Below are 14886 nucleotides of genomic sequence, written 5' to 3' on the forward strand. Positions count from 1 at the left end.
CGCGGAGCGGAGTTGAGAATGAGCGTCGCAAACGGTTCTGCTGAAAGGTTTTGCTTACAAACGCCTTTGTGCGTCAGCACACCATCCGACCCCAACTAATTCGCATATTTTGCAAGCTCATTTTGCGAACTCAGGGTACACTCACCGGCATGTCTTAAGCGCGCGAGCATTGGCTGATCGCGCGCTTAATCTGCATCTATCTTCGACGTTCAAGCGTCAGATTTTTCGCACCGTCTCTCAGGTTCTGGACGGCCCTCGGAATGCCAGAACCTATTTACGCCAGCGGAAGCTGGCGTCTTTTTGTGGGCTGACAGAAAGGACACGTTCTGTCCCGCGACGCCCGCACCTTGCACGCCCTGCACACTTTGCACGCCTTGCGTCCCTTGCGCGGCCGCGGACTGTCCGACGACGAGCGTCAGATGACGGCGCCGGACCGATGCGTAGGTCGCGAGCGCGAGGCCGCACCAGATCAGGCCATAACCCGTCAGGTCAATCGCCGTCAGCCGCTCACGGAAGACCGTCAGCGCGAGCACGAAGGTCACCGTCGGGGTCACGTATTGCATCACGGCCGATTCCGTCAGCGACACCAGCGGCATCGCGTACGCGTAGAGCGCGAGCGGCACTACCGTCAGCGGACCCGCCATCATCATCAGCACCGATGCGTCGATGCCGTACGACGTGAAAGCAAGCGCATGATGCGACGTCAGATAGCCGAAATAGCCGAGCGCAAAAGGCATCATCACCACGGTTTCGCGCCACGTGCTGACGATCGCATTGCGCGTCGGCCACACTTTGCGCGTGAGTCCGAGCAGCGAGAACGTCACCGTCAGCATCACGGCGAACACGGGCACGCCGCCATGTGCGTAGCACTGGACGAAGGTGCCCGCCAGGCCGAGCGCCAGCGCCGCCGCTTTCAGACCATTCAGCCGCTCGTTCAGAAAAACGATGCCGAGCGCCGCGGACAAGAGCGGGTTCAGGAAGTAGCCGAGACTCGCCTGCAGCGCATTGCCCGTCACGGACGCGAGGATATACACGACCCAGTTCGCCGACAGCAGCAAGGCCGGCAACAGCGCGAGCGCGAACGAGCGCCAGTCGCCCATTTGCTGCCGCAACGCGGGCTTGAGCGCAATCACCACGGACAGCAGCGCGAACGACCAGAACACGCGATGCGCAAGCATTTCCGGCGCGCTCACTTCTTTCAGATGCCAGTAGTACAACGGCATCAAGCCCCACCAGCACAGCGCCACGAGCAGCGCAGCGTAGCCGGCGCCCTCCTTCTGCTTCTGATTGTTTGCATTCATGGCTGTAGCGCCTCGTCGAGTCGATCGATCAGAACTTCCACTTCATCCACGCCAAAAATCAGCGGCGGCGACAGGCGCAGCGAATCCGGCGCAGCGGAATTCGGCATCGCCAGCACGCCACCGTCGATCAGATCAAGCCACACGTCGGACATGCTCTTGTTCAGCTCACCGGCGAACCACACATCGAGTTCGAGACTGAGCGCAAGGCCCTTGCCCCGGACGATCACGCGCCCATTGAAACGCGTGGCGAGGCGCGCTTCGATCAGCGCGCCCATCGCCGCCGCGTTGTCGACGAGCCGTCCGCTCTCGACGAGATCGAGCACGATTAGCCCGCAGTGCATCGCGAGCCGGTTGCCGCCGAATGTCGAGCCGTGGACTTTCGCCTTGCCGGGCGCGCCGAATACGGCATCGAAGTCGGCGTCGTTGAGCAGGACGGCCGACAGCGGCACGAGCCCGCCCGTCAGGCCTTTCGACACGACGACCATGTCGGGCGCCGCCGACGTATCGCTCATGCCGATTGCGTCGATTCCGAACCAGTTGCCCGTGCGTCCGAGCCCGCAATAGACTTCGTCGGCGATCAGCTTCGTGCCCGTCGCCCGGCACAGCGCCGCGAGCCGCGCCGACGTTTCCACGTTCCAGTGCTGCGCCGACGACGAGCCCGCGACGGGCTCGAACACGACAGCAGCGACCTTGCGGCTCGCCAGCATGTCTTCGAGGGCGGCGAAGTTGTGCGCGTCGACGTGATGGACGTTGCCCGGCTTCCACGGCAGCGCCTCCGTCCAGAACGGATTGCCCGTCATGAACGACGAAAACATCGACAGGCCGTGAAACGCGTCGCGAAACGTGATGACGTCCGGCCGTCCTGTGCTCGTCATCGCGAATTTCACGGCGCTTTCGACGGCCTCGGCGCCCGTGGTCGCGAAGAAGACTTTCTGGAAACGCCAGCCGGAGAGCGCGAGCAGCTTGTCGGCGAGCAGGCGCTGCGAGTCGGCGCACTCGAACGGAAAGACATTCACCGACGTCCGCTGCAATGCATCGGCGAAACGTGCGAGCAGCGACGCATGCGCGTGCCCCAGGTTCGCCGTGCCGAATCCTGCTAGACAGTCGAGCAACGCACGGCCGTCCGCTGTTTCGATATAGCAGCCGTCGCCGCGCGCGCCCGTCATGTCGAGGCCCGCTTCGTCGAGAAAACGCGCCCAGTGCGGATTGACGGAATCGAAGCGCGCTCCGTCCTCAGAATCCGTCTCAGACTTCAAGCGGCCTCCTGCCTTCGTGGAGTCCATGAAACCGGATTTGCGTCTGGTCGCCATAGAAGAACGCGACCGATTCCAGCTGCCGCATGTTCACTTCGAGCATGAAGAGCGCCGCTTCGAGGCTGTAGCGCTGGTCCGCCGCCGTCACATGCGGAATGTCCGCGAGGAACAGGCGCGACAGGCTCGGATGATTCAGTTCGTCGTTCGTCTCACCATGCTTCGCGACGATATCGCCCGCGTGCACCGCACGCTCGACGAGCGCGGCGATATGCTCGTGCACGGGACTGTGCTGGTCGCGCAAACCTTCCGTGACCATGATCGACGTGAAGAATGCCGTGGGCAGCCGATGCGCGAGCACCGTGTAGGCGTCGATATAAAGCGCCGTGAGCGGCAGCGGCACCGATGCGCGTACGTCGGCTTCATGCATGCCGAGCGCGACGCATGTGGCGAGTTCGAATGCTTCGTGACCGTACTCTTCCTGGAAGTACCGGAAGAGCCGCGTGCGCAGATTGCGCTTGAGGCGACGCGACAACAGCGGCCCGAGGATTTCGACGAAGCGGTCGGTGACGTGATATTGCTCGACGTACAGGCCTTTCACGAGCGGCGTGATCTCGTCGCTTGCGAGCGCCGCCGCTGCATAGACGTTGCTGCCGAGATCGTCGAGCGCCTTGAGCAGCAGACGCTCGGCACGCGCGGCGAGCGCGAGGCCGCTGCACGGTTCGCTTGAGTCGCCCGTTTGCGCCGACGTCACGCGTTTGCCGACACGCAGCGGCGCGATCTCGACGAAATGCGCAAACGACAGCAGATACGTTTGCAGATCCGTCGGATCGAGTGATGCGACGCTGTGGAAGCTGTCATGTGACGCGTCTTTCGCGGCAGTGGACGGATGCCAGCCCACATGCCGGAACACTTCGTCGAGCACACGCCGCCATGCGAGCAAGAGTTCCGGCGCGTTCCGGCGCGCATACGCGAACTGGAAATGCAGCGCCTGCAGCGCGAAATTGTTCGTGAACGGGCCGTCAGGCTCGTTCGAAAACGGAAACGCAGTGGTTGCCTGCTCGCGGTCGAACGCTTCATTCGCGAGCATCTGCTGGACAGCGGCGAGCACATCCCTGTACATCGCGAGCCGCTTTTCAACGACAACGGCAAGCCGCCTCCCCACTTGCGCGCACAACGCCCCTGCATGTTCCGTTTCGGACGTCACGCTGTCGATGCCGCAATCCGTCTCTTCGATCAGCGAGAGCGCATCCAGTTGCTCCGTTAGCGCGCGAATCCATGCGGGACACTCGCCTTCGTTGAGCTTCAACCAGATACCGGACGAAGGCCGCATCAATTGCGCGACGACGTCGGCCACTTCGTCGCGCGCGACGCCTTCGAACGACAGATCGACGGCGTCGTCGCCGGCACCGATCGTCAACGCTTTATTTCCAAAAGAAGACAGCTCGCACGGCACCAGCGCCGGCCGTGTGTATCGATCGATATCCCAGCGTTCCATGACCGTTCTCACGCGAAGATGCGCGGTTTGACGACGGGTTGCCTGCCGTAGAAATCGAGAATCTGGTTCTCCTGAAGCACCATCGTTTCGATGGCGAGCATCACGTGCTTCTTGACCGTCATCTGCTCTTCCGGCGAGATGGCTTCGATTTCAGAAAGCAGGCTGAGCGAAATGTCTTCGTGATCGAACTCGTCGTTGATCGTCGCGTGACGGGCGATCGGACGCCAGAAGCCTTCCGGGATGCCCGTCTCGCGGCAATAGTTCGCCAGTTCGATATGAAAGCTCACGCTCGGCTGCTCGAACAGGAACAGCAGCGACTTGAAGCTCAACGGATGCTGGCGCGCATACACGCCCAGCGATGCGCACAGCGCGAACGTGGCGGGCAGCGGCACCAGATCGTCGAGATTGTCGGTGCGGATGGAGACGGCGTGCAGCGACTGCCGCAGCATGTCGTCGTGATTCAGTTCGGAGGCGAGAAAACCCTGCAGCGACTTCTGCACCTTGACGGGCCCGGCATGCGCGAGCGCGGGCGCAATCAACCCCGGCGCTTCACGCACGATATAGAAGTACTCGAGCGCATAGCCGATCAGCGCGCTCTTCGGCAGCGTGCGGTCGCACAGCCCCTGGTACAGGCGCGATTTCGATTTCGCCGCGATCGTTTCCGACGCGAATTTTCTAAGCCGGTGATAGAACTCCTCGCCGGACAGACAGCCTTGCGGTTCGGGAAACGCACTTTCCGTCAGAAGACCGAGGCGGTCGAATTCCTCGATCAACCCGTCGATTTCCGGCGCAAGTTCGGTATGGCGGCGCTTCAGTTCCGGGATGGAGGTGTCGCCGCGCCTGAGCGATTCGACGAACGCCTTGAGCGCGCCCTGCTTGTCGGCAATGACGGAGCACGATTGCTCGCGATAGTCGACGGTCAGGCCGTTGTCCTCTTCCGTGAGTTGCACGCCGGGACGAAAGCGCGGCGCGGCGAAAAGATCGGCGGCGGTCGTGACTTGCATCATGCTTCTCCGCTGACGTCGAGCTGGCGCAACAGCGTCGGCGACGTCGAATAGTGTTCCCAGATGCCCGTATAGAACTGGTCGTACAGTTCGATGAACAGATGCGTCTGCGCGCGCAGACGCCGCACGTCCGAATCGGCGATGGCGGGAATACGCGAAAAAATCTTGCGCGTAAGACTGCCGTGGCCGCCGTTCAGGTTGATGTCGGAATGGGCTTTCACGGGCTTGAGCAGCGCGGGATCGACACCGATCCGGTACGCGGCATCGAGGAAAGAGTCCTGCTTGATGTCCTTGCCTTCGAGAATGCCGAGCGTCGAGAAGAAGAACAGCGGATCGCTATGCGCCCAGAACGCCAGCGCGTTGCACAGCGCCATGGTGTGCGGCAGCGGCACCGTGCGCGCCAGGTCTTCGCGCGTGACGCCCAGCGTGTTCAGCGACTTGAGCAGCAGTTCGTCGTGACCGTACTCTTCCGCGTAGAACTCGTTCATCGCGAGCCGCACGCCCGTGTTGGCGACATATGACAGCACGGGCGCGTCGAAGTAGCTTTCGCGAAACAGGAAATGGTAGTTCTCCACGATCATTCCGTGGATCACGTTGAGGGGAATGTCGTCGCGCGTGCTCGCGGACGCGCACTTCTCCCAGAACACGTTCGTATAGAGCGTGCGATACAGGAGTTCGTTGGCGAGATCTTCGAGTTCGAGCAGCACGTCGAGGCCGCTGCGGGCCAGCGCGGGCTTCACGGCACGCACCAGTTGCAGTTCCTGCAAACGGTCGAACACTTTCTGTTCGTACGGCGAGTAGCGGGCCAGCACTTCTTCCGCCTTGACGCCCGAACGCAGTGCGCTGATGAGGGGCGCCGCGTCTTCGCCGTCGACGGACGCCGGAAATTCGTATTGATTCTCGTCGTCTTCAATGACGAGCGAAGGCGACGTGCTGAGACACTTTCCCGCCAGCACAAACGCTTGTGGTTCAAAAATGTCGTCCATCACGACAGCCTCCGTTCGTGGCCGGCACGCAACAGTGCCGGCTGGTCGATTACAGGTGAACCGGAATGAGCACGGGCCGGGCTTTGCGCGGCTTGACCACGACCGTGATCTTCCTGTCGTCCTGTCGGTCCGTCTGCGACTGGGCTTGCGATTGCTGTTGCGGCTGCATTTGCTGAACCTGCGTTTGGGTCGTCATTTCAATCTCCTTGGGTTAGCGTTCACTCTGCACTGCTTACCAAGCTGCCCACCAAAGTGGCCAGTTCTTTCACACCCGGAGCCAGAAACCCAGAGCCGTGCGGCGGGCAGCATCGCCGCGCCAATGGCGGCGGACGATGAGCGCAACAGGCTTAATCATGTAGCCCCGTTCTCCGTCGTGGATCCGGCACCCGTAGTGGCTTCTCTGTCCATTCCGGTGCAGTCAGACGCATGTGTTGTTTATCAGCCCGCAACCGCCCGTCGCGGCAGCGCGCGCTGTTGCCGACAGCGTGCCCGAGTGTCGCACTGACGCCGCAGCCAGACGCTTTCGACGCACAAAACGGGCGCTCCCGCAAAGGGGAGCGCGCCTGAAGGTCGATCTGGTCTGGGCGGTCGGGTCGGATTCTCGTCTATAGCCGCCGTTCGTTATTTCTCTCAGGTTCCGCCTGGCTTCTGCTCTCTCAGGTTCTGCTCTCTCAGGTTCTGCTGGGCCGTATCTTTTTTTGCACGGCCTCGAAAATTCTGTCGGTACAGTTCCGTTTTTGCACAAACGGTTAAAGTGTTCGCTCGTTTTCAGCAATGTTCGGCGAATGACTTGAATGTTAAACAAGCCACTGATTTCACACGATTTTCCGTCGAAAAATCATGCAAACAAACTAACTCGTTGGGCCTATTGTTCCGGTAAACTGCGATAACTGGAATGAACACTTTCGATCAATTTGCGCGAAGTGTTCGGCGAACTTACGCGAACACTTTGAACGGGAGGCGAATGAAGATCACCCTCGACGTCGCAACGGCTACCCCGCTGACCGAACAGATCGTCGGTCAGGTCGAAGCGCTGATCCTCTCGCGCGAACTGCGCGTGGGCATGCGTCTGCCGTCTATCCGCAAGTTCGCGGCCGAGCACAACATCAGCCGCTTTCCCGTCATCGAGGCTTACGACCGGCTCGCCACGCGCGGCCTCCTCCAGCCGAAGCACGGCTCGGGCTATTACGTCGCCGAACAGTTCGAAAAGACGCCGCGCGTCACCCGCGGGCTCGACGCGATCCGCGCGACGCCCGAGTCCGATCAGATCCTGCGGCAGTTCGAGCGCCCCGACGAGGTGCTGAACCTGTCGATCGGCTTTATCCCCGAAGCGTGGCGCGACGTCGAAGGCATTGCGCAGGCGATCCGTCAGGCGTCGCGCACGGACGCGCGCAGCCTGATCGATTACGCGATTCCGCAGGGCGACCCGGTGTTGCGGCTGCAGATCGAACAGCGCCTCGCGTTCGTCGGCGTGGCCGCGGAGCCGCAGAACATCATGGTGACGAACAGCGCGAGCGAGGCGCTCGACCTCGTCGTGCGGATGCTGCTCAAGCCGGGCGACACGGTGTTCGTCGAGGATCCCGGCTATTTCAACCTGTTCGGGCTGCTCAAGCTGCAAGGCATCGAACTGGTCGGCGTGCCGCGCCTGTCGACGGGGCCGGATGCCGACGCCGTCGAGGCATTGCTCAGAGAGCATCGGCCGAAACTCTTTTTCATCAACACCGTCTTCCACAATCCGACGGGCACGAACGTCGCGCCGCACGTCGGCTTCCGGCTGCTGCAACTGGCGCAGGAACACGACTTCATGATCGTCGAAGACGACGTGTACGCGGATTTTCAGGCGATACCGACACAGCGGCTCGCGTCGCTCGACCGGCTCGCGCGCGTGGTGTATATCGGCGGCTTTTCGAAGAGCCTGTCGTCGTCGCTGCGGCTCGGCTATATCGCCGCCGAGGCAGGGCTAATCAAGCATTTCGTCGAAGTGAAGGCGCTCACGAGCCTGGGCGGCACGCGCTTCAGCGAGCGCGTCGTCGCCGCGCTGCTCGAGCGCGGCACGTATCGCAAGCATCTGGAGCGGTTGCGCCGGCGCGTGAACGGCGCCATTGCGACAGCGGTGGAACTGCTTGCCGACATCGGCTGGCAGGTGTTCGACGAGCCGTGCGGCGGCACGCTCGTGTGGGCGCGCGTGCCCGGCGTGCCGAACTCGGACGTGTTCGTCGCCGAGGCGGCGCGCGCCGGAATCACGGTGCAGCCGGGCAGCTACTACCGGCCGCACGGCGAGCCGACGCCGTGGGTGCGCTTCAATACCGCCTATCTCGACAACGAGCGCGCGATGGGATTCCTGCGACGCGCGGCGGCAATGGGCGACTAGCGATAACTCAAGACGAGCGAGCGCGAGCACGACCGCGCGGCTCGCACGAAAACTCAAGCGCCCTGCTGCCGCTGAAGCCTTCCGCGCGCTTCGCCGAGGCTCTCGAAGCGGTCGTCGTCCTCGTTGAACACAGCGATGCGTCCGTGCCCGATGTCGTACACCCAGCCCTGCACATCGAGCCGTTTCTGCGCGAGCCGTCCCGCGACGGACGGATGCGTGCGCAGATGCATCAGTTGCAGCCGGATATTCTCTTCGACGAGCGCCTGCACCAGATGCTCGCTGTCGATCTTGCGCGCCTGCACGACGCTGCGCGCCGTCTCGGCGTTGCGCAGCCACGCGTTGACGGTCGGCATGTCTTCCGCCGTCATCGGCGCCGTGCCGGCGAGGCCGCGCATCGCGCCACAGTCACTGTGTCCGCAGATCACGATCTGCCGCACGTTGAGCGCGAGCACCGCATACTCGACGACGGCCGACACGCCGCCCAGCATCTCGCCATAAGCCGGGACGATGTTACCGATATTGCGGCACACGAACAGCTCGCCCGGATGCGTTTGCGTAATCATTTCCGGCGACACGCGTGAATCGGCGCAGGTGATAAAGAGCGTATGCGGCGCCTGACCGGAGGCAAGACTTTCGAACAACGCCTGAGTGGCGGGAAACACCTCGCCGCTGAACTGCTCGACGCCGTCCAGCAGATGCAGCAGGTCCGACTTCGCCGGGTCGCGAAGCCGCCTGGTGTTGAGCATATCGTCCGACATGGAGCTGTCCCTTTCGCAGCGATTCTGGATCATGGATGAGGGAGTGTACGACGGGAATGCGTCAGCGGTCAGTCACGCTCGATGCGCCAACAGCCGAACGCCATCAGGAAGGCCATAAAAGAAGCCCCGGCCGGACGTGATCGGAGCGGCGCGGGGCTTGATAAAAAGCTCGCCTGTTCTCAAGAGGCAGGCTTACGTTACGCGCGTCAAAAAAACGGAGCAATCGAAAAAAACCCCGGGCGCCGGGTGCGGCGACCGGGGGAAGCTCTCTCGCGCGCGAAGGGAACCACCGCGCACGAGAGTTACTTTAGCGGTTCGCGCGCCGGCGATTAACCCACCGCGTGGAAACATTCCTTTCCAGCACGCACAAGGAGGCGCAAGCGGGCACAGGCAGGCTCACTTCGCACGCGGCCCCGGCGGATGGGCGGCCTCGGCGGATGGGCGCGCGCCGTGCATTCCGCGCACACGCCCTGCAACGCCAGCGTCGTGCCGACAAAGCGCTTGCCGAATTTTTTCGCGATGGCAGCGCGCCGGCGGTTGATCGTCGGATCGGAGAACTCTTCGACACGGCCGCACACGACACACGCCAGGTGATCGTGCACCTTGCCCGTATTCAGTTCGTAGAGGCTGTGATGCTTGCCGAGCGGCACGTTGGCGACAAAGCCCGAGTCGACCAGTTGACTGAGCACACGGTACGTGGTGGAGAGGTTCATCCGCTCGCCGCCCGCGGCGATCCGCCGATGAATTTCCTCCGCGCTGAAATGGCCGTGCTCCGTGCGCTGGAGATAGCCGAGCACGGCGAGCTGCGCGGCCGTGCCGAGCAGGCCGGCGCGCTTGAGCGCATCGAGCGCGGAAATCGGTGACTGTGAGCGCGGCGGCATGCGTGCCGTTCAGGATCGAATTGTGCGGTCGAATCGCTGGAATTCGTTTTCAGCCTATGACATCGGCCCGCACATTTCCGGAACCTGGTTGCTTGCGATTCGCATTCGATAAACCGGCACGCCAACACGCGCTACGCATGAAAAATCAGCGAGAGCGACGACGCTCGCCAGCGTCTCCAGGGTGTCGGACGACCCGTTGCCCGGCGGGTCTCAGCGTGGCGTCCCGCCGCCACGCGCCGCGCCGGTTGCGCACGATCTCGGCGGCTTGCCACGATGCGAGCGCGAGACAGCCGAACACGACTTCGCGCATCCGCTTGACGAGCGCCAGCGACAGCGCCGTCTGCTCGTCGACGCCGAACAGCCGCGCGAGCAGCACGACGACGGCCTCCTGCACGCCCAGCCCCGACGGCACGAAGAACGCGCCGTGCCGCGCCGCCTGCGTCAGCGCCTCGACGGCGATCGCGCCGCCGACCGACACGGGATGCCCGAGCATCCACAGCGCCAGATACACCTCCGACGCGCCGATCAGATAACCGGCAAACTGCCAGACAAACGCACGCAGCAGAAGAAAAGGCTCGCACAGCAGCGTATCGATCGCGGCATCGAGCTGCGCGCCGCCGATGCGCTCGACGCCCCAGTGCGCGCTCATCGGCAGACGCGCAGACCAGCGTTCGATGGCGTGAAAGAGCCCGCCGCGCCGCAGCAGCACGAACACGACGACGGGCAACGGCAACGACAGCAGCAACGCGGCGCCGATCGTAAAGAGCAGATCGTCGTGCCCGGTCTGCGCGACGATCATCACGAGCCCAAGCGCGGCGAACACATACTGGACGGCCATCGTCACCAGCACCTCGACGATCACCGACGCACCGACCGCGCTCGTCTCGTCGACCTTCCAGCGCGCGAGCCGCACGCCGACGAACTCGCCGCCGATGCTCGCGACGGGCAGCAGACGGCTCACCGCCTCGCGCACCGTCGCGACCCACCACAGATACGCCAGCGACGCGCGCCTGCCGAGCAGCAGCCACCACGCCTGCGCATCGAGCAGCAGCGGCAGCGCGTGCAGCGGCACGAGCCACAGCAGCGCGAAGCCCGCCGCGCCGATCGCGTGCAGCACGTCGCTCATGCCGCCATGCAGCGCGAGCGCGATCAGCACCGCGATGCCGGCAGGCAAGCCCAGCCATTTGAGCCACTTCATCATCGTTTCAAGGCCGCTGCCGTTATCACCTATATGCGTCACATGTATGCGCGTTGCGCGAACACATCCGCGAAACCGCCCGTGATCGCGCCGCTCGCCGCCAGCGCCGAGGCGACGCGCTCGGACATCAGCGCGTCGAACTCGTCCGTATGCCGGTAGTTCTGCATCGTGGGCGTGACGGGCCCCTCCCCGGCCACGGCGGGATGGCAGTAAATCTCGCCCACGCCCTGCGGCAGGCGCGCGAGCGCGGCCAGCAGCGCCGCTTCGTCCATATTTCCCGTCTGCGACATGCCGATCACATAGTCGTTGTGCGCGATTCCCGCATTATCCAGCTGCTTGCGCACCCGGGCCATCCAGGGTCGGATCCACGCCGGCGCGCCGTGTTCATAGGGCAGACGCATCGCGTTCAGGCCGTATTCGCTGCCCACTTCGATGATCAGCGCGAGCACGGTCGGATGCAGATGAAAGTGCTTGTGCGTGTTCACGTGATCGAGCGTGAGCCCCGTGCGCGCGAACGCCTGAAACTGTGCGCGGATCTCCGCCTTCAGCTGGCGGCGCACTTCGGGCAGCAGGAAAAAGCGGAAGCCGTCGCGCACCATCCGGTCGCCGAGCCGTCCGTGCCGGTCGACGAGCGCGGGAACGAGGTGGCTAGCCAGCATGGGCACGCCGTCGGCGAGCACGATATGCAGACCGACACGCAGGCTCGGATACTGCCGCGCGCGATGCACGGCATCCGCCGAGGCCGGCGCGGACACCATCAGGCTCGCCGAGGTCAGGATGCCATGCAGATGCGCGCGCTCGACAGCTTCGTTGATGCGTGTGTGCAGGCCGAAGTCGTCGGCCGTCACGATCAATGCGCGTCGCGGCGTGTGCGTCGCACGTTGCGTCATGCCTCGTGGGCCCGCAGGAAGCGGAAAAATTCGACGCCTTCGCGCAGACGGCGCTTCATCATCTCCCAGCTCACCAGCATTTCGCGCACGATTTCCCAGATCTTCGACGGCCGGAAATAGAACTGCCGGTAGAACTGTTCGAGATGATGATAGATCTCTTCGCGCGACAGATGCGGATAGCCGATTGCCGCGAGCTGCACACCTTCCTTGCTGACGAGGTTGATCACCTTGTTCTCTTCGAGCCAGCCGTTGTCGACTGCCTGCTTGTAGAGCGTCGTGCCCGGATAGGGCGCCGCGAGCGACACCTGAATGGTGTGCGGATTGATGTCCTTCGCGTACTCGATGGTCTTCGCGATCGTCTCTTTGGTTTCGCCCGGCAGACCGAGAATGAAGGTGCCGTGAATCTTGATGCCGAGCTTGCGGCAGTCTTCGGAAAAGCGCCGCGCGATATCCGTGCGCAAGCCCTTCTTGATGTTGAGCAGGATCTGGTCGTCGCCCGATTCATAGCCGACCAGCAGCAGGCGCAGGCCGTTTTCCTTCATGATCTTGAGCGTCGTGTACGGCACGTTCGCCTTCGCGTTGCACGACCACGTGACGCCGAGCCTGCCGAGACCGCGCGCGATCTCTTCCACGCGCGGCTTGAAGTCGGTGAAGGTGTCGTCGTCGAACATGATCTCCTTCACTTCGGGCATGTTGTCGCGAATCCACTTCACTTCTTCGAGCACGTTCTCGACCGAGCGCGTGCGATAGCGATGCCCGCCCACCGTCTGCGGCCACAGGCAGAACGTGCAGCGCGAACGGCAGCCGCGTCCCGTATAGATCGACACATACGGATGCTTCAGATAGCCGATGAAATAGTTGTCGATCTTCAGATCGCGTTTGTAGACGGGCGCAACGAACGGCAGCTCGTCCATGTTCTCGAGGATCGGGCGCGCTTCGTTATGTTCGATCGAACCGTCCGCCGCGCGATAGCTCAAGCCCTGGATCTGCGCGAACGGCAGCCCTTCGGCGATTTCCTTGCACGTGAAGTCGAATTCTTCGCGGCACACGAAATCGATCGCCTCGCTCGCGGTCAGCGAGTTATGCGGATCGACGGCGACCTTCGCGCCGACCATGCCGACCAGCACCTTCGGCGCGCGCGCCTTCAATTGCTCCGCGAACAGCGCGTCCGTCGGAAACGACGGCGTGCTCGTGTGAATCACGACCAGTTCATATTCCTGCGCGATGGCAAGCGACGCTTCGACGGACAGGCCGTCGGCGGGCGCATCGAGCACCCGGCTCCCCGGCACGAGCGCGGCGGGCTGCGCGAGCCACGTCGGATACCAGAACGAACGGATTTCGCGCTTGGCCTGATAGCGCGACCCCGCGCCGCCGTCGAAACCGTCGTACGACGGCGCCTGCAAAAATAACGTCTTCTTCATCTTCGTTTTCCACGAGTTTTGAGTGAGCCGAGTGCACGCGATGACATCGTTGCGCTCAGCGGCCGTCGGATACTTCGAATGCCTTGACCGGTTCGTGCCGGAAAACCGCCGCCGGGCCGTCCGTGTCCTCGACGGGCATGCGCACGCCGCGCCACACCACCGTCGAGCCGAACGACCCCGCCATCCATTGTGCAAACAGCAATGCATCGCGTACGGGCATCAGCGCGAGATCGCGCCGGAACATGCCGCGCTCCCCGCTCATCATGGCATGCAGGATGACACGCGCGCCGACGCCCGTCACGGCCGCCGCGACCAGCGCGACGGGCACGGCGGCATGCACGGGCGCGCCGTGCAGCGCGAAAGCGAGCCACGCGCCGCAGACGATCCACGGCAGCGTGATCGTCACGAACAGGAACGCGAAGCCCGCGCGGTTCACCGAGCGGATCGTGCGCAGCCAGCGCGTCTCGCGATCCCACAGCGCGGCGAGCGTGCTTTCCGTCACGTCCGTCTCGACGACCACGGGCGACAGCACCGTCGTCAGGTCCAGTTCGCGCACGTGTTCGGCGAGCCAGAAGTCGTCGGCGAGCGTGTTGCTCAGCCGTTCGAAGCCGCCCAGACGTTCGAGCGTCGCGCGCCGCAGCGCGAGCGTGGCGCCGAAGCCGAAGCGCGTCGAGCCGAACGCATGCGCAATGCGTACCGACGGCACGAACCACTCGTTGATGAACTGTGCGCCCACGCGCGACCAGAAACCCGCAATGCCTTTCGCCCGATACAGACAGGTGACGATGCCCGCGCACGGATCGGCGAGCGGCGCGCATACGCGTTCCAGATAGTCGCGCTCGACAGCGATGTCGCTGTCGGCGAGCACGAATACGTCATGGCGCGCCCATTGCGCCAGATTGATCAGGTTGCTCACCTTCAGGTTGGTGCCGTGAATGCGCGGATCGACCACCAGCGAAATCCGGCAGTGCGGATAGGTGGCCTGCAACCGATGAACGACCGCGATGGCGGGATCGTCCGTACGCGACACGCCGCAGATCACTTCGAAGCACGGATGCGTCTGCTCGCAGAACGTCGCGAGGTTTTCAAAAAGCCGCGGTTCGGCGCCGCACAGCGGCTTGAGCACGCTGACGGGCGTCGGCGCGGAGCGGCGCTCGCGCGCGGCGACACGCGTCGTCGAGATGCACGTCGCGACCACGGCCACGACGGCATAGAGCGCGGCGCCGAACGCCAGCGCCATCGGCAGCCAGTAGATGTGCAGCAGCGCGTCCTGCATGTTTTCGATTGCTCCGGCTGAAAACCTGAAAGCTGTGCGTCACGTCGACGCC

The 14886-nt window shown here is 63.5% G+C and carries 13 protein-coding genes; 1 reads left to right on the forward strand and 12 read right to left on the reverse strand.

All coding sequences use genetic code 11. From position 1 onward, the window contains the following. Positions 1 to 209: 209 nt before the first annotated feature. The 6 genes from rarD to FRZ40_RS44010 all read right to left on the reverse strand — a co-directional run bounded on the left by rarD (position 210) and on the right by FRZ40_RS44010 (position 6235). Complete coding sequence (rarD, locus tag FRZ40_RS03665; RefSeq protein WP_028368271.1) at positions 210 to 1301, reverse strand: EamA family transporter RarD; 1092 nt, start codon at positions 1299 to 1301, stop codon at positions 210 to 212. Further along, positions 1298 to 2557 carry an aspartate aminotransferase family protein gene (locus tag FRZ40_RS03670; protein WP_240057075.1) on the reverse strand — a complete coding sequence of 420 codons (1260 nt, stop codon included), beginning with the start codon at positions 2555 to 2557 and terminating at the stop codon, positions 1298 to 1300. The genes rarD and FRZ40_RS03670 overlap by 4 nt, the downstream gene beginning before the upstream one ends. Next, on the reverse strand, positions 2547 to 3971 hold the full coding sequence (locus tag FRZ40_RS03675; RefSeq protein ID WP_240057078.1) for a hypothetical protein: 1425 nt from the start codon (positions 3969 to 3971) through the stop codon (positions 2547 to 2549). The genes FRZ40_RS03670 and FRZ40_RS03675 overlap by 11 nt, the downstream gene beginning before the upstream one ends. A gap of 86 nt (positions 3972 to 4057) precedes the next feature. Continuing rightward, positions 4058 to 5056 (reverse strand): iron-containing redox enzyme family protein, encoded by a 999-nt coding sequence (locus tag FRZ40_RS03680; protein ID WP_231516194.1) that lies wholly within the window; start codon positions 5054 to 5056, stop codon positions 4058 to 4060. Then, on the reverse strand, positions 5053 to 6039 hold the full coding sequence (locus FRZ40_RS03685; RefSeq protein WP_028368275.1) for an iron-containing redox enzyme family protein: 987 nt from the start codon (positions 6037 to 6039) through the stop codon (positions 5053 to 5055). Before FRZ40_RS03685 ends, FRZ40_RS03680 begins: the two co-directional genes overlap by 4 nt. Positions 6040 to 6088: 49 nt before the next feature. Further along, on the reverse strand, positions 6089 to 6235 hold the full coding sequence (locus tag FRZ40_RS44010; RefSeq protein WP_155995661.1) for a hypothetical protein: 147 nt from the start codon (positions 6233 to 6235) through the stop codon (positions 6089 to 6091). A 768-nt stretch (positions 6236 to 7003) separates the two neighbouring features. Between FRZ40_RS44010 and FRZ40_RS03690 the strand changes: the two genes are divergently transcribed. Then, positions 7004 to 8410, forward strand: coding sequence for an aminotransferase-like domain-containing protein (locus FRZ40_RS03690; RefSeq protein ID WP_147233401.1), 1407 nt, complete (start codon positions 7004 to 7006; stop codon positions 8408 to 8410). Between the two features lie 53 nt (positions 8411 to 8463). Here the strand turns inward: FRZ40_RS03690 and FRZ40_RS03695 are convergent, their stop codons facing one another. The 6 genes from FRZ40_RS03695 to hpnI all read right to left on the reverse strand — a co-directional run bounded on the left by FRZ40_RS03695 (position 8464) and on the right by hpnI (position 14834). Continuing rightward, positions 8464 to 9168 (reverse strand): carbonic anhydrase, encoded by a 705-nt coding sequence (locus FRZ40_RS03695; RefSeq protein WP_147233402.1) that lies wholly within the window; start codon positions 9166 to 9168, stop codon positions 8464 to 8466. 329 nt (positions 9169 to 9497) lie between these two features. Further along, positions 9498 to 10049 carry a Fur family transcriptional regulator gene (locus FRZ40_RS03700; protein WP_147233403.1) on the reverse strand — a complete coding sequence of 184 codons (552 nt, stop codon included), beginning with the start codon at positions 10047 to 10049 and terminating at the stop codon, positions 9498 to 9500. 145 nt (positions 10050 to 10194) lie between these two features. Continuing rightward, positions 10195 to 11250 (reverse strand): lysylphosphatidylglycerol synthase domain-containing protein, encoded by a 1056-nt coding sequence (locus FRZ40_RS03705; RefSeq protein ID WP_028368278.1) that lies wholly within the window; start codon positions 11248 to 11250, stop codon positions 10195 to 10197. Between the two features lie 35 nt (positions 11251 to 11285). Next, positions 11286 to 12137, reverse strand: coding sequence for a hopanoid biosynthesis-associated protein HpnK (gene hpnK, locus FRZ40_RS03710; RefSeq protein ID WP_147233404.1), 852 nt, complete (start codon positions 12135 to 12137; stop codon positions 11286 to 11288). Further along, positions 12134 to 13558 (reverse strand): hopanoid biosynthesis associated radical SAM protein HpnJ, encoded by a 1425-nt coding sequence (gene hpnJ, locus FRZ40_RS03715; RefSeq protein ID WP_147233405.1) that lies wholly within the window; start codon positions 13556 to 13558, stop codon positions 12134 to 12136. Before hpnJ ends, hpnK begins: the two co-directional genes overlap by 4 nt. Positions 13559 to 13613: 55 nt before the next feature. Further along, entirely contained in the window at positions 13614 to 14834 is a 1221-nt protein-coding gene (hpnI, locus tag FRZ40_RS03720; RefSeq protein WP_147233406.1) for a bacteriohopanetetrol glucosamine biosynthesis glycosyltransferase HpnI, read from the reverse strand. Positions 14835 to 14886: the final 52 nt, after the last annotated feature.

Source organism: Paraburkholderia azotifigens, assembly GCF_007995085.1.
Classification (GTDB): Bacteria; Pseudomonadota; Gammaproteobacteria; order Burkholderiales; family Burkholderiaceae; genus Paraburkholderia; species Paraburkholderia azotifigens.